At 72.1% G+C, this 14,880-nt stretch carries 12 protein-coding genes; 8 read left to right on the top strand and 4 right to left on the bottom strand.

The window, feature by feature from the left end:
- Positions 1 to 277 precede the first annotated feature (277 nt).
- The 4 genes from AB0B68_RS19855 (at position 278) to AB0B68_RS19840 (ending at position 4,786) form a co-directional block, all read left to right on the top strand.
- The gene (locus AB0B68_RS19855) at positions 278 to 1,462 is read left to right on the top strand and encodes a zinc-dependent alcohol dehydrogenase (RefSeq protein ID WP_357199908.1); all 1,185 of its coding nucleotides are present in this window, start codon (positions 278 to 280) and stop codon (positions 1,460 to 1,462) included.
- A 13-nt stretch (positions 1,463 to 1,475) separates the two neighbouring features.
- Complete coding sequence (locus AB0B68_RS19850) at positions 1,476 to 2,405, top strand: SDR family NAD(P)-dependent oxidoreductase (RefSeq protein WP_357199840.1); 930 nt, start codon at positions 1,476 to 1,478, stop codon at positions 2,403 to 2,405.
- 112 nt (positions 2,406 to 2,517) lie between these two features.
- On the top strand, positions 2,518 to 3,522 hold the full coding sequence (locus AB0B68_RS19845) for a serine hydrolase (protein ID WP_357261633.1): 1,005 nt from the start codon (positions 2,518 to 2,520) through the stop codon (positions 3,520 to 3,522).
- Between the two features lie 124 nt (positions 3,523 to 3,646).
- Positions 3,647 to 4,786 carry an MBL fold metallo-hydrolase gene (locus AB0B68_RS19840; RefSeq protein ID WP_357261630.1) on the top strand — a complete coding sequence of 380 codons (1,140 nt, stop codon included), beginning with the start codon at positions 3,647 to 3,649 and terminating at the stop codon, positions 4,784 to 4,786.
- 66 nt (positions 4,787 to 4,852) lie between these two features.
- On the opposite strand, the gene dgt is transcribed toward AB0B68_RS19840, so the two are convergent.
- Positions 4,853 to 6,364 carry a dGTP triphosphohydrolase gene (gene dgt / locus AB0B68_RS19835; RefSeq protein ID WP_357199849.1) on the bottom strand — a complete coding sequence of 504 codons (1,512 nt, stop codon included), beginning with the start codon at positions 6,362 to 6,364 and terminating at the stop codon, positions 4,853 to 4,855.
- Positions 6,365 to 6,519: 155 nt separating this feature from the next.
- Here dgt and AB0B68_RS19830 point away from each other — a divergent pair, with 155 nt between their 5' ends.
- Both AB0B68_RS19830 and AB0B68_RS19825 read left to right on the top strand, forming a co-directional pair.
- Positions 6,520 to 8,979 carry a Tex family protein gene (locus tag AB0B68_RS19830; protein WP_357261627.1) on the top strand — a complete coding sequence of 820 codons (2,460 nt, stop codon included), beginning with the start codon at positions 6,520 to 6,522 and terminating at the stop codon, positions 8,977 to 8,979.
- Between the two features lie 205 nt (positions 8,980 to 9,184).
- The gene (locus tag AB0B68_RS19825) at positions 9,185 to 9,610 is read left to right on the top strand and encodes a hypothetical protein (RefSeq protein ID WP_357199855.1); all 426 of its coding nucleotides are present in this window, start codon (positions 9,185 to 9,187) and stop codon (positions 9,608 to 9,610) included.
- A 19-nt stretch (positions 9,611 to 9,629) separates the two neighbouring features.
- Here AB0B68_RS19825 and AB0B68_RS19820 read toward each other — a convergent pair whose 3' ends face one another.
- Genes AB0B68_RS19820 through AB0B68_RS19810 form a run of 3 tightly spaced genes read right to left on the bottom strand, consistent with a single transcriptional unit; the run spans position 9,630 to position 12,387 of the window.
- Positions 9,630 to 10,871, bottom strand: coding sequence for a glycosyltransferase family 4 protein (locus AB0B68_RS19820; protein ID WP_357199858.1), 1,242 nt, complete (start codon positions 10,869 to 10,871; stop codon positions 9,630 to 9,632).
- Positions 10,872 to 10,876: 5 nt separating this feature from the next.
- Positions 10,877 to 11,803 (bottom strand): NAD(P)-dependent oxidoreductase, encoded by a 927-nt coding sequence (locus tag AB0B68_RS19815; RefSeq protein WP_357199861.1) that lies wholly within the window; start codon positions 11,801 to 11,803, stop codon positions 10,877 to 10,879.
- The gene (locus tag AB0B68_RS19810; RefSeq protein ID WP_357199864.1) at positions 11,800 to 12,387 is read right to left on the bottom strand and encodes a sugar transferase; all 588 of its coding nucleotides are present in this window, start codon (positions 12,385 to 12,387) and stop codon (positions 11,800 to 11,802) included. Before AB0B68_RS19810 ends, AB0B68_RS19815 begins: the two co-directional genes overlap by 4 nt.
- A gap of 417 nt (positions 12,388 to 12,804) precedes the next feature.
- Between AB0B68_RS19810 and AB0B68_RS19805 the strand changes: the two genes are divergently transcribed.
- Both AB0B68_RS19805 and AB0B68_RS19800 read left to right on the top strand, forming a co-directional pair.
- The gene (locus AB0B68_RS19805) at positions 12,805 to 13,848 is read left to right on the top strand and encodes a polysaccharide biosynthesis protein (RefSeq protein ID WP_355007152.1); all 1,044 of its coding nucleotides are present in this window, start codon (positions 12,805 to 12,807) and stop codon (positions 13,846 to 13,848) included.
- Positions 13,845 to 14,837, top strand: a complete 993-nt coding sequence (locus AB0B68_RS19800) for an SDR family oxidoreductase (RefSeq protein WP_357261624.1) — start codon at positions 13,845 to 13,847, stop codon at positions 14,835 to 14,837. Before AB0B68_RS19805 ends, AB0B68_RS19800 begins: the two co-directional genes overlap by 4 nt.
- Positions 14,838 to 14,880: the final 43 nt, after the last annotated feature.

Below are 14,880 nucleotides of genomic sequence, written 5' to 3'. Positions count from 1 at the left end.
CACCTCCAGCAGCGGACGACCCAGGTCGGCGGCGACCCGGTCGATCATCGACGAGGAGACCAGGGTCTTGAAGCCTGACCGCCCGAAGCCGGGGACGGTCGCCCTCAGCCCTCACCGCAACCACCGACAAACCCGGCCACCAACAGACCCGCCACCGACAGACCCGGGAGGGAGGACGCAGGAACCACGACCACAGGCCAGGGACGGGCGGCCAGGTTCAAGTGCCCGAGCGCGGGTAGCAGTCCTTCGAGACGGCAGCGTGAAGGGGATGAGGGACATGAAGGCGCTCACCTGGCAGGGCAAGCGGGACGTACGGGTCGAGGAGGTCCCGGACCCCCGGATCGAGGAACCGACCGACGCGATCGTGAAAATCACCTCGACCGCGATCTGCGGTTCCGACCTGCACCTGTACGAGGTGCTCGGGCCGTACCTGAAGCCGGGTGACGTCCTGGGCCACGAGCCGATGGGCATCGTCGAGGAGGTCGGGTCGGAGGTGACCGGGCTCAAGCCGGGCGACCGGGTGGTGGTGCCCTTCAACATCGCCTGCGGCAGTTGCTGGATGTGCTCGCGCCAGCTCTACGCGCAGTGCGAGACCACCCAGGTCACCAGCGAGGGCAAGGGCGCGTCCCTGTTCGGCTACACCTCCCTCTACGGTTCGGTGCCGGGCGGGCAGGCCGAGTACCTGCGTGTCCCGCAGGCCCACTTCGGGCCGATCAAGATCCCGGAGACCGGCGCCGACGAGCGCTACCTCTACCTGTCCGACATTCTGCCCACCGCCTGGCAGGCGGTGAAGTACGCCGACACCCCGCCGGGCGGCACCCTGGCCGTCTTCGGTCTGGGTCCGGTCGGGCAGTTCTGCGCGCGGATCGGCCGTCACCTCGGCGCGGGCCGGGTGATCGGGCTGGACCTCGTGCCGGAGCGGCTGGAGCTGGCCCGCCGGCACGGCATCGAGGTGATCGACGTGAGCCAACTGTCCGACGTGCCGGGAGCGTTGATCGACCTGGTCGACGGCCGGGGCCCGGACGCCGTGATCGACGCGGTCGGGATGGAGGCGCACGGGTCGCCGGTAGGCAAGCTTGCCCACACCGCCGTCGGCCTGCTGCCGGACAAGCTGGCCCAGACGATGACCGACCGGGCCGGCGTGGACCGGCTGTCCGTCCTGCACGCCGCGCTCAAGGGGGTTCGCCGCGGCGGCACCGTGTCGCTCTCCGGGGTGTACGGCGGCGAGGCGGACCCGATGCCGCTGATGGAGATGTTCGACCGGGGCATCCAGTTGCGGATGGGGCAGTGTCACGTGCGTCGGTGGACCGACGAGATCCTGCCGCTGCTCTCCGGCGACGACGACCCATTGGGCGTGGAGGACCTGCGTACCCACCGGATGCCGCTGGCTCGGGCGCCGCAGGCGTACGAGATGTTCCAGAAGAAGGAGGACGGCTGCATCAAGGTCGTGCTCGAACCATGAGTGCGAGAGTGCCGTGAGCCGGGTGGTCGTGATCGTTGGCGCGAGCAGCGGGATCGGCCGGGCGACGGCCCGGGCGTTCGCCGAGCGCGGCGACCGCCTGGTCCTCGCCGCCCGCGCCACCACGACCCTGGCCGAGGTACGCGCTGAGTGCGCCGACGTCGACGTGCTGACAGTGCCGACCGACGTGACCGAGCCGGACGCGCTGGACGCGCTCGCGGAGGCCGCGATCGACCGCTTCGGCCGTGTCGACGTGTGGGTGCACACGGCGGCGGTGATGGCCTACGGTCGCTTCGACGAGTTGCCGCAACGGGTCTTCGACCAGGTGGTACGGACCGACCTGCTCGGCGCGGCCGGCTCGGTGCGGGTGGCGCTGCGGCACTTCCGGGCCACCGGGGCCGGCACGGTGATCCTCACCGGTTCGGTGCTCGGGCACATCACCGCGCCGTACATGGGCGCGTACGTGGCGAGCAAGTGGGGGTTGCAGGGTCTGGCCCGGACGGTGCAGCAGGAGTTGCGCGACAGCCCGGCGATCCGGCTGTGCCTGGTCAACCCGGGCAGTGTGGACACACCGGTGTACCAGCAGGCGGCCAACTACCTGGGCCGCATCGGGCGACCTCCGCCGCCGGTGGCCGGGCCGCAGCGGGTGGCCCGGGCCATCGTGCACTGTGTGGACCGACCCCGCCGGGAGGTGTCGGTGGGCAGGCTCAACGTGGTGCTGCGGGCCGGGTTCACCGTGCTGCCAGGGGTCTACGACGTCCTCGTCGGGCCGTTGATGCGCGCGGCCGGCCTGAGTGGACGGTCGGTCGCCGCGCACGACGGCTCGGTCTTCACCGCGAACCCGGCCGGCGAGGCGGTACGCGGTGGTCACCTGCCCGACCTGCGGCAACTCGTGTCCGGGCCGGTGGGCGCGGTGGGCGCCGCGCTGCGCCGACGGTTCGGCTGACCTGTTCGGGACTGTTCGGGACACATTCGGGGGCGTCGTGCATCGATCAACTCGCCTAGGGTGGTGGGCCAGCAAGCGCTCAGGCACACCACGATCGGGGAGACGATTCACCATGCGACTGAACCGCAGAACGGCACTCGGACTGGGCACTGTGGCCACCGCCGGCACCGTGCTGGGCGCCGCCGCCCCGGCGAGCGCAGCCGAGACCACCGAGGCGTCGCCGACCACCCCCGCTCGGGCCGCCCGTCGGGTCGCCTCCGCCTTCGCCAAGCACAGCGCCGAGGCCGGCGGCAACTGGCAGGCGTACGTCAGCGTCGCCGATCCGGCCGGTGCGCCGGTGGTAGCGGTCGAGACTGACGCGGACCGGCGGATCGAGGCGTACAGCGTCAACAAGATCGCCGTCGCCACGGCGGTGCTCGACAAGGTCGACAGGGGGCTGCTCACCCTGGACCAGCAGGTCGAGGTGAGCGCGGCGATCGTCGTACCGGGCGGCGACGGCATCTTCAGCCTGGACGGCGCGTACCCCAGCCTGGTCACCATCGGGCACGTGCTGGCCAACCTGCTGACCGTCTCGGACGACACGGCGGTGCGGCTGTGCGGGCTGGTCGCCCCCGCCGCCGAGATCAACTCCATCATGGTCGCCAAGGGCTTCCCGAACACCCAGGTCCAGCCGGTGGCCAACCCGAACCGGTTCTTCCTCGGCACCAGCACCCCCCGGGAGACGCACGACCTGCTGCGCGCCCTGGTCGCCGGCACGCTGCTCTCCCCCGCCTCCACGACGTACCTGTTGGGCCTCCTGCGTTCCCCGGTGGCGTTCACCGACGGCATCCGGCGCACCATGTCCTCCGACGAGCGGGCCCGGGTCGCCACCAAGGCCGGCTGGTACGCCGACGCCCGGCACGAGGCCGGTGTGATCTTCGACCGCTCCGGCGCGGCGGTGCTCACCTACGCCCTCTTCGCCGACGGGCAGGCCAACCCGGAGGACTTCGGCGCGACCCACCCGGCGGTGCAGGCCCGCGCCGCCATGGGCCCGAAGTTCCTGGCGGCGGTGGACCGTATCGCGGGCGTGGGCACGACGTTCCGGATCACTGCCCGACGCCCCAGCAACGGCGGCTGAGCACGCTCTGAACCTCGTCCCGGGTCGGTCGCCGCTGCCGGCGGCCGACCCGGCGTGGCGACCACCGAGGCACGGTTCGGTCCGGGTGACTACCGTGTAGGGCGGACACGTCGGAGGGACGGCAATGGCACGAGCGCAGAACACGGACGTCGAACGGTCGCTCGGGCGGCGGTTGCGAGGCGCCGCCGGCCTGGCCGCGCTGGCCGGCCTGGCCTGGGTCGCCCGGGATGTGCCGGCGGCCCTGGGTGGCCGGCTCAGCGGGGCACGGGCCGAACGGGCGGCCCGCTCGCCGCAGTTCCGGGAGGGCACCTTCCACAACCGGGCCGGCACCCGCACGATGGTCGCCGAGCCGGGGCGCAACCTGGTCCGCGAGCTGATCTTCGGCAAGCAGAAGCGGCGTCCGACCGCGGCCGTCCCGCTGCTGCGACCCAGCGCCGACGGGCCGGAGGCCGCCGACGAGCTCAACATCGTCTGGTACGGCCACGCCTCGACGCTGATCGAGATCGAGGGCCGGCGGGTGCTGCTCGACCCGGTCTGGAGCGAGCGGTGCTCCCCCTCGGGTCTGGTCGGCCCACGCCGGCTGCACGAGCCGCCGGTGGGCATCGACGAGCTGCCCCCGCTGGACGCCATCCTGATCTCGCACGACCACTACGACCACCTCGACATGGCCACCGTGCGGGCGCTGCTCGCCGGGCAGTCCGCGCCGTTCCTGGTGCCGCTCGGAGTGGGCGCGCACCTGGACCGCTGGGGCGTACCCGCCGAACGGATCATCGAACTGGACTGGTCCGAGTCGCACCGGGTGGCCGGCCTGGAGATCACCGCCACCGCCGCCCAGCACTTCTCCGGACGCGGGCTGCGCCGCGACGGCACGCTCTGGAGTTCGTGGGTGGTGGCCGGGGCGCGCCGCAAGGTCTTCTACACCGGCGACTCCGGTTACTTCGACGGGTACGCCGAGATCGGCGCCGAGCACGGGCCGTTCGACGTGACGCTGATGCAGATCGGCGCGTACGACCGGGCCTGGCCGACGATCCACATGTTCCCGGAGGAGGCGGTCAGCGCCCACCTCGACCTGCGCGGCGGGCTGTTCGTGCCGGTGCACTGGGCGACCTTCAACCTGGCCCTGCACGACTGGTCCGAGCCCGTCGACCGGCTGTGGGCCGAGGCGAAGGCCCGCGACGTGCGACTCGCCGTGCCCCGCCCCGGCGAGCGGGTCGTCGTCGACGAGCCGCCCGCCGTCGACGGGTGGTGGCAGGCGGTCGCCTGAGGCACGCCACAGCAGGCCGTCGTCTGAGGTAGGCCGTCGCAGGCATCGCCTGTGGCGGCCGTCGGGTCAGAGCACGAACGCGTCGGTCCAGAGCGCGCCGGACCGGCCGGAGAGCGCGTCGAGCATGGCCACCGCCTGACCATCGGTGAGCTGCGCGACGAAGTCGACGATGGCCCGGCCCCGGGCGCGACCGATCCGGTCCGGGGTACGCGGGTGCAGCTCCGCCTCGGCCAGCTCGACCAGGTCGTGCAACCGGCGGGGCAGCCGGGACTCCTCCTCCGGGTCGAGCAGCCACTCCCAGAGCGCCTCGACCAGGGTGCCCAGCAGCCGGGCCTGGCCGCGCTGGTGCAGGGCGAGGTCCGGGCGGGCCAGGACGAACCGGTGGTGGACGAACTTGAGCACCTGCACCTCGTGCCACTGGGCGCAGCCCAGCAGCACGTGCCCGGAGCGCACCGACGGCTGTTCGGTGACCGTGATCGCCTCGACGAAGCGGGTGGACCAGCGGGCGGAGAACCGGGCCACGTACTGCTCGGCCTCGATCGAGCCGTCGAACGGCATCGCGAGCAGCCCGTCCACCAACTCCTCGCGGACGTGCTCGACGGCGGCGGCGAACGCGTCGTCGTCGGCGATCCAGGCGTCCTTGCGGTGCAGTTGCCGGCGTAGCCGCTCGATCGCCGCCCCGGGTCGCCGGGCAGCCGTGGCCAGCGCAGCGTCGGTGATCGCCCGCAGCTGCCCGCTCTCGCGCTGCCAGGCCATCAACTCCGCGGAGACCGAACCCTGCTGGAGCACCCCGACCCGGTAGAAGTCCTCCACGTCGTGGATGGCGTACGCGATGTCGTCGGCGGTGTCCATCACCGACGCCTCGACGGTCTGCTGCCAGTCCGGGATGCGGCCGGCGAACGGTGCCCGGGCCTGCCGCAGGTCGTCCAGCTCGGTCCGGTACGCGCCGAACTTCGACGACCCGCTCTCCGGGTCGTCCGGCGGCGGGGTCGCGCCGCGCGGCGGCGGGTCCATGGTGCGCGGGTGCGGGTCGGGGTGGTCCAGGCGGGTCCACGGGTACTTCAGCATCGCCGCGCGGACCGCCGCGGTCAGGTCCAACCCGGTGGTGGCCGCGCCCCGGATCTCGGTGCTGGTGACGATGCGGTACGACTGCGCGTTGCCCTCGAAACCGTCGGAGAGGCCGAGACGCTGGCGGGCCAGCCGGTCCAGCACCCGCTCCCCCAGGTGCCCGAACGGTGGGTGGCCGAGGTCGTGGGCGAGCGCCGCCGCCTCCACCACGTCGGGGTCGCAGCCGCCGAGCTTGTCCAGCAGGTCACGCCACCGTTCGTCGGCGCCCAACCGCTCGGCGACCGCCCGGGCCACCTGGGCGACCTTGAGGCTGTGGGTGAGCCGGTTGTGCACCAGCAGCCCGGAGCCGACCGGGCTGATCACCTGGGTGACACCACCGAGGCGGGCGAAGAACGGCGAGCCGACGATCCGGTCCCGGTCGGCACGGAACGGGTTGGCCGTGAGGTCGCCGAGGGCCCGGGCGCTGCCGCCGAAGAGCCGCCGGGCGCGCGGCTCCGCAGCAGATTCCATGATCGCAACGCTAGCGCAGGCCCGACGGGACCGCCGCCGGTCACCCCGGCCCGGCGCTGCGGTTCGGTCTGCCGCCCCGGCCGGGCGCGGCGACAGCGACCGGGGCCGCCCGGCAGAATGCAACCGGTACCCACTCCCGAAGGCGGATCGAGATCGTGACCCAGTCTGTTCATCAGCGGATCGCCGACGAGCTCGGCGTGGCCGAGCGTCAGGTGCGGGCGGCCGTGGAGCTGCTCGACGGCGGCTCGACAGTGCCGTTCATCGCCCGCTACCGCAAGGAGGCCACCGGCCTGCTCGACGACACCCAGCTGCGCACCCTGGAGGAGCGGCTGCGCTACCTGCGCGAGCTGGACGAGCGGCGGGCCGCGGTGCTGGAGTCGATCCGCACCCAGGGCAAGCTCGACGAGGCCCTGGAAGCGCAGATCATGGCCGCCGACTCGAAGTCCCGGCTGGAGGACATCTACCTCCCGTACAAGCCGAAGCGGCGGACCCGGGCGCAGATCGCCCGCGAGGCCGGGTTGGCCCCGTTGGCCGAGACGCTGCTGGCCGACCCGGGTCAGGACCCGAAGGCCACCGCCGCCGGGTTCGTCGATGAGGACAAGGGCATCGCCGACGCCGCCGCCGCGCTGGAGGGCGCCCGGGCCATCCTCATCGAGACCTTCGCGGAGGACGCCGACCTGATCGGCACGCTGCGCGAGCAGATGTGGTCGCGGGGCCGGCTGGTTTCCCGGGTACGCGAGGGTCAGGAGACGGCCGGCGCCAAGTTCGCCGACTACTTCGACTTCTCCGAGCCGTACCCGAAGCTGCCCTCGCACCGGATCCTGGCGATGTTCCGGGGCGAGAAGGAGGGCGTGCTCGACCTGACCATGGAGTCGGAGGAGGCGGGCGAGGCGGAGGCCGTACCGTCCGGCCCGACCCGGTACGAGGCGGCCATCGCCGGCCGGTTCGGGGTGTCCGACGCGGGCCGCCCGGCCGACCGTTGGCTGACCGACACGGTCCGCTGGGCGTGGCGTACCCGGATCCTCATCCACCTCGGCGCGGACCTGCGGATGCGGCTGTGGCAGGCGGCCGAGGAGGAGGCCGTCCGGGTCTTCGCCACCAACCTGCGGGACCTGCTGCTCGCCGCGCCGGCCGGCACCCGGCCCACGATGGGCCTGGACCCGGGCCTACGGACCGGCGTGAAGGTGGCCGTCGTGGATGCCACCGGCAAGGTGGTCGCCACCGACACGATCTATCCGCACGAGCCGCGCCGGCAGTGGGACGCGTCGGTGGAGACCCTCGCCCGCCTGGCCGGGGCGCACGGGGTGGAGCTGATCGCGATCGGCAACGGCACGGCCTCCCGCGAGACCGACAAGCTCGCCGGTGATCTGATCGCCCGACACCCGCAGCTCGGCCTGACCAAGGTGATGGTCTCCGAGGCCGGCGCGTCGGTCTACTCCGCCTCCGCGTACGCCTCCCAGGAGCTGCCCGGGATGGACGTGTCGCTGCGCGGCGCGGTCTCCATCGCCCGCCGCCTCCAGGACCCCCTCGCGGAGCTGGTCAAGATCGACCCGCGCTCGATCGGCGTCGGTCAGTACCAGCACGACCTGTCCGAGGTGAAGCTGTCCCGGTCGCTGGACGCGGTAGTGGAGGACTGCGTGAACGCGGTCGGGGTGGACGTCAACACCGCCTCCGCGCCGCTGCTGACCCGGGTCTCCGGAATCGGCGCCGGCCTGGCCGAGAACATCGTGCTGCACCGGGACGCCAACGGGCCGTTCCGTACGCGTACCGAGTTGAAGAAGGTGGCGCGGCTCGGGCCGAAGGCGTTCGAACAGTGCGCCGGCTTCCTGCGCATCCCCGGTGGCGACGACCCGTTGGACTCCTCCAGCGTGCACCCTGAGGCGTACCCGGTGGTGCGCCGCATCCTCTCCACCACGGGGCAGGACCTGCGCTCGGTGATCGGCAAGAGCGGCATCCTGCGCGGGCTGCGGGCCACCGACTTCGTCGACGACCGGTTCGGCCTCCCCACCGTCACCGACATCCTCGCCGAGTTGGAGAAGCCGGGCCGGGATCCCCGCCCGGAGTTCCGCACCGCCACCTTCGTCGAGGGGGTGGAGAAGATCAGCGACCTGACGACGGGGATGGTGCTGGAGGGCGTGGTCACCAACGTGGCCGCGTTCGGCGCGTTCGTCGACGTCGGGGTTCACCAGGACGGTCTGGTGCACGTCTCGGCGATGTCCCGGACCTTCGTGAAGGACCCCCGCGAGGTGGTGAAGTCCGGCGACGTGGTCAAGGTCCGGGTGCTCGACGTGGACGTACCCCGCAAGCGGATCTCGCTGACCCTGCGCCTGGACGACGAACCCGCCGCCGGTGGTGGCGGCGGTGGTGGTCGGGCGGGCCAGGAGGGGCGTGGCGGCCCGGCGCAGCGCGCGCCGCAGGGCGGTCGAGGCAGCGGCCAGGCCGGTCGCGAAGGCCAGGCCGGTCGCGGCGGCGGGCAGGGTGCTCGCGGTGGGCAGGACAGTCGCGGCGGTCGAGGCAGCGGCCAGGCCGGTCGCGGCGGGCAGCAAAGGCAGGGCGCAGCGGCGCCGGCAAACGACGCGATGGCGGAAGCCCTGCGCCGCGCCGGCCTGGCCTGACCGCTCAACACGTGAACCCCCGCGCCACCCCGCGCCACCCCGCGCCGATCTTGCACTTTCTGTCCCGACATAGCTGGCATCCCGCCTATTGCGACGACCGAAATTGCAAGATCGGCGCAGGCGTTGCGCCCCCCGGGCGCAGCGGGGAATTCGTTTCGCTCTGCTGGCCGTCCTCGACTGAGTCTGGTCGCGTACCGTGGCTGCCGTGGCAGGCGACGACCAGGACTGGCGGGACCAACGGGAGCGGGCGGTGCGGGCGCACGCCGACGCGGACGCTCGGGCCCGGGCCGCCGAGCAGGCCACGGCGGCGACGCTGGTGACACGCTTCGCGACCGAGGCGACCGAGCGCGGGCTGCGTCCGGTGCGGCTCACCGCGACCTCCTACGACGGCCGGCACCGCTACCGCACCAACCTCACCGGGTGGTACGTCGATCGGGCCCGCACCCGGGCGGTCGACACCCAGGGGCGCTTCTATCTGCTGACCGTGCCGGCCAGCCTGCGTTCACTGGCGCTCGGCGCGGCGCCCGAGCCGTCCCCGCCACCGCTGGTGATCGGCCGGGGTGGCCGCGACGGCGAGTCCATGCCGCTGGAGGCGTTGCTGAGCCAGCGCCTCGCGGCGGGCGACGACTGACGCTGACCCGGACCCGGGGTCAGCGCCGCCGGTGGCTTTCCACCGCCTCGCACAGCGCCCGCTCGACCCGCTCGGCACCGGCGGCGACGGAGAAGACCCGGTCGTAGTGCGCCTGTCCGGCCTGGCCGAGCAGCTCAAGCTTCTCCCGGCCCAGGTCGCAGAGTTCCCGCAGGGCGTCGGCGATCGAGTCGGGGTCCCCCGGGCGGGCGGTGATACCCGCACCGCTGTCCCGCGCGACAGCGGCGGCGTCCCCCTCCGCGGCGACCAGCAGGGCCCGACCGGCGGCGAGGGTGGCCTGCACCTTGCTCGGCATCGTGTACGCGGACATGCCGCCCGGTCGCAGGCTCACGTAGTGCGCGTCGCCGGTGGCCATGAGGGCGGGCATCCGCTCCCGGGGCACCCGCCCGAGGAAACGCACGTGTGTCGCGTTCGCCTCCTCGGCCCGGCGGCGTAGCCGCTCCTCCGTGGTGCCGGAGCCGGCGATCAGGCAGACCAGCCGCGGGTCGCGGATCCGGGCGCAGGCGTCGATGAGCGAGTCGAGCCCCTGCGCCTCGCCGAGCGTGCCGGCGTACACCAGCACCACCTGGTCCTCACGGAGCCCGAGTTCGGCGCGTAGGTCCGCGACGCCGGTACGCGGTGTCTCGTCGGCCCAGACCGGGATGTGGACGAGCTTCTCCCGGGGCACGCCTCGGCTGGCGAGCAGGTCCGCGGCGCCGGGCGAGACGTACGCGACCCGGCCGGCGCTGCGGTACATCCCACCGCACCAGCTGGCCATTCCCCGCTCGATCATCCGCGAGACCCGGTCGGTGCCGATGAAGCCGCTGGCCACCGCGCTGTCGGGCCACAGGTCCAGGACGTGCAGGAGCACCGGCACCCGCTGCACGTACCGGGTGAACCACATCGGCAGGGCGACGCTGATCGGTGAGTTGCCGACCCAGAGGGCGTCCAGGCCGCGCAGCGCCGGCGTGCCGGAGAGCAGCGCGGAGGCGGCGAAGGAGCCGTAGTTCGCCATCCGTCGCAGCGCGGAGCGGTCATGGCTGGGATAGAGGGCCACCCGACGGATCCGGGTCGTGCCGTCGACCTCGTCGAGGCGGCGGGTCACCCGGTAGCCGGGCGCCAACTCGCCGGTCGGGTAGTTGGGGAAGCCGGTGAGGACCTGGACCTCGTGCCCTCGGCGGGCGAGGGCCCGGGCGAGCATCCCGGGGAGCGCGGCGGCGCCCGGCTCCGGGTCGAACCACTGGGTGAGCAGACCGATCCGCATCGGCCTCACCTCGCCGCTGAGCCGGCGACAGGGCGCGCGGACTGCTCGCCATCGGCCTGCCACAGCGTGGTCAGCGACTCACCGAGGTCGTACGCGGGCGCCCACCCGAGCACCCGGTTCGCGCGCTCGATGTCGGCGCACATCCAGGGCACCGCGGCTGAGCGGCTGGCGTCCGGCGCGAAGCTGCCGTCGCGGATCTCGCCGGTGAAGCCGGACACCTCGGCCAGCAGCTGCACGACCTCGCGCGTCGCCACCGCCTTTCCGCTGCCCACGTTGAAGACCCGCGCGGGCCCCGGCCGGGAGCGCGCCGCCGCGAGGACCGCCGTGGCGACGTCCCGCACGTCGACGAAGTCCCGGTACGTGTCGTGCAGGCCCACGGCGATCTCCTCCATTCCGGTGGCGACCGCCGACCTCACCATCGCGGTCACCCGAGTGAGTACGTTCCCCGGTGGCATTCCCGGCCCGACCGGGTTGAAGATCCGCAACACCATCGTGTCGAGGCGGCCGGCCCCACCGGCCAGTTCCGCCAGCCGGGTGGCGGCCAGGTGGCTGAGCCCGTACTCGCTGACGGGTGTGCCCGGGTAGTCCTCGTCGACGGCGAGACCGTGCGGCACGGTGCCGTACTCAGCGGCCGAGCCGATCCGGATCAGGCGGGCTCCGGGGGCGGCGGCGGCCACCGCCTCGATCAGTTTCGCGGTCGCGACGACGTGCGCCTGCACGAAGTCGTACCCGGAGCCGACGATCCGCCCGGCCGCCGTCACCACCACGTCCGGTCGTTCCCGGGCGACCAGCGCGGTCAGGTCCCGCAGCTCGACCCGGACCAGGTCACACTCCGCGCGGGTGATCGACCGGACGGTGGTGTGGGCGGCCAGCGCCGTCCGGATGTGTCGGCCGAGGAATCCACCGGCGCCCAGGAGCAGGACCCGGTTCATCGCCGGTGGGCGGCGTCGTGTTCGGCGGTCGCCTGCGAGGGCGCGTTGCCGGTGAACTCGTGCCAGGTGGCCGCGCCCGGCGCGGAGATTCCCTGGCGGCTGAGCACCACCCATATGGTGGCCAGGACGATCCGCAGGTCCAGCAGGAACGAGCGGCGGTCGACGTACTCGACGTCGTAGGTGAACTTCGCGTCCCAGTCCAGCGCGTTGCGGCCACGCACCTGGGCCAGCCCGGTGATGCCCGGCCGCACGTCGTGCCGGCGGGCCTGTTCCGGGTTGTAGAGGCTGAGGTAGCGGACGAGGTGCGGGCGGGGACCGACCACGCTCATCTCGCCCCGCAGCACGTTCCAGAACTCCGGCAGCTCGTCGAGGCTGCTGGCCCGCAACCAGCGGCCCACCCGGGTCAGGCGATCCGCGTCGCTCACCAGCCCTCGGTCCGGGTCGGGATGGCGCATCGTCCGGAACTTGACCACCTCGAACAGCTTGCCGTGCAGCCCGGGGCGGGTGTGCCGGAACAGCACCGGACGCCCGTGCGTCACCAGCACGACCAGTGCCACCAGCGCCAGCACGGGAGCGCCGAGCACCAGAACGAGAAGAGCGCCGAGGACGTCGAGAAGCCGCTTCCAACGATCATAGGGTCGCCGTGTCGCAGTGCCTTCCCGAAGTGTTTCCCGACCGGTCGTCAGGTCGGAAGCACCGGGGCGCGGGTGCGCCGCGTGGAGAGCAACTTTTGGCATGGAGTACGCATACCACCTTTCCAGAAGGCCAACTCCGTCTTTAGCGCTAACGACTTCGGCGCGCCGACAACGCGGCCCGAACGGTTATTTCGGCAACGCCGAGCCTTGTTCGCATATTTGCCGACGACCGCCATGGACAGTCGAACGCGACTCCAATTCCGTTTAGCGGAAGAGGTCACGGTGCCACTTATCCGCGCGTAGGGTCGCGTTCGATGAGAATCCGATTCCCGTGGATGGCCTCCCGGGAAACAGGCAGGAGAAGATGTGGTTTCCTCGCTTTCGGACCGGCGATTCCTGATCACCGGTGGCACCGGATCCTTCGGCCAGACGATGGTCTCCCGACTGCTCGACGCCGGGGCGGCCGAGGTGCGCGTACTCAGCCGTGACGAGTCGAAACAGGACGCGATGCGGCACCGCCTCGGCGACGACCGGGTCCGCTACTACGTCGGTGACGTCCGGGACTACGACAGTGTGCTCAAGGCCGCGCGGGGAATGGAGTTCGTCTTTCACGCAGCGGCTCTCAAGCAGGTCCCCTCGTGCGAGTTCTTTCCGCTGGAGGCCGTACGGACCAATGTGCTCGGCAGCGCGAACGTGGTGGACGCCTGTGAGCGGGTCGGCGTCGAGGCGCTGGTGCTGCTGAGCACCGACAAGGCCGTCTATCCGGTCAACGCGATGGGCATGACCAAGGCCCTCATGGAGAAGGTCGCGCAGGCGCACTCCCGCAACAATCCCGAAGCTCGTACCCGGGTCTGCTGCGTGCGCTACGGCAACGTCATGTACTCGCGCGGATCGGTGATCCCGCTGTTCATCGAGCAGATCCTGCGGGGCGGGCTGCCGACGGTCACCGAGCCGTCGATGACCCGCTTCCTGATGTCCCTGCCCCAGTCGGTCGACCTGGTCGAGCACGCATTCCGGCACGGCCAGCCAGGTGACGTCTTCATTCGCAAGGCCGACGCCTGCACCATCGGCGATCTGGCCACCGCGCTGTGCAACCTGTTCCGGGTCCCGGCGAAGTTCAACGTGCTCGGCATCCGGCACGGGGAGAAGCTGTACGAGACCCTGGCCAGCCGCGAGGAGCTCGCCCACGTCGAGGATCTCGGCGAGTTCCTCCGGGTGCCGGTGGACAGCCGCGACCTCAACTACTCCCTCTACTTCGAGGAGGGCGACGTCGAGAGCGGCAACATGGCCGACTTCCACTCGCACAACGCCCGGCGACTGTCCGTACCGGAGATCGAGGCGCTGCTGCTGACGCTGCCCGAGGTGCGGGCACAGGTCGAGGCCGCGGCGGCGGCGGTCGTAACGGCATGAGCACCCATACCGGTGGCCGGCGACCGGAACTGGTCCCCCGCCGCCGCAGCGGCCCCGGCGCGGAGGAACCGCGCCCGGCGCGACGGGTCCTCGTCGTCGGCGTCACCGGCATGCTCGGTCACGCGGTCATCCGCGAGCTCAGCGACGATCCGGACCTCGACGTGCACGGTGTCGCCCGGAGCATCGAGGACCGCGCGGGGTGGTACCCCCAGCGCCTGCTCGACCGGATCACCACGGCCGTCGACGCGACCCGCTTCGGCCAGGTCAGGCAGCTCATCGACGACCTGCGACCGGACGTCGTGGTCAACTGTGTGGGTGTGATCAAACAACGACCGGACGTGCAGGACGCGGTGCAGACGGTCACCCTCAACGCGCTCTTTCCCCACCTGCTCGCCGACGCCTGCGGGCAGCTCGGCAGCCGCCTGATCCACGTCAGCACCGACTGCGTCTTCTCCGGTCGGCGGGGCGGCTACGTCGAGGACGACCTGCCGGACCCACCCGACCTGTACGGGCGGTCCAAGCTGCTGGGTGAGGCGCGCGGGGTGTCCGCGCTCACCCTCCGTACGTCGATCATCGGGCACGAACTGGTCACGAACCGCTCGCTGGTGGACTGGTTTCTCTCCCAGCGGGGGCAGGTACGCGGCTTCACCCGGGCCATCTACAGCGGCGTGACGACAGTCGAGTTCGCCCGACTGCTCCGTACGGTGATCCTGCCCCAGGCGGGGCTGACCGGGCTCTATCACGTGGCCGCCGAGCCGATCTCCAAGTACGACCTGCTCCGCCTGATCGCCGAGGTGTACGGGTGGCCCGGCGACATCATGCCGGACGACGAGTTCACCTGCGACAGGTCGATGAACGCGGACGCCCTCGCCCAGGCCACCGGCTACCGGCCACCGAACTGGCCGGACATGATCCGGGCGATGCACGCCGCCAGGGCCCGCTGGGCTGTCGAACCGACCCAACCGGGTCTACAGGACGTGCCTCGCTGAGCGCGGTCCACCCGACGACCGCCGGCAACGCCTGCGGCCGGAC

This window comes from Micromonospora sp. NPDC049049 (genome assembly GCF_040649115.1).
Lineage (GTDB): Bacteria > Actinomycetota > Actinomycetes > Mycobacteriales > Micromonosporaceae > Micromonospora.
The sequence above is the reverse complement of the archived record's forward strand: the minus strand, read 5'-3'. Positions and strand labels throughout refer to the sequence as shown.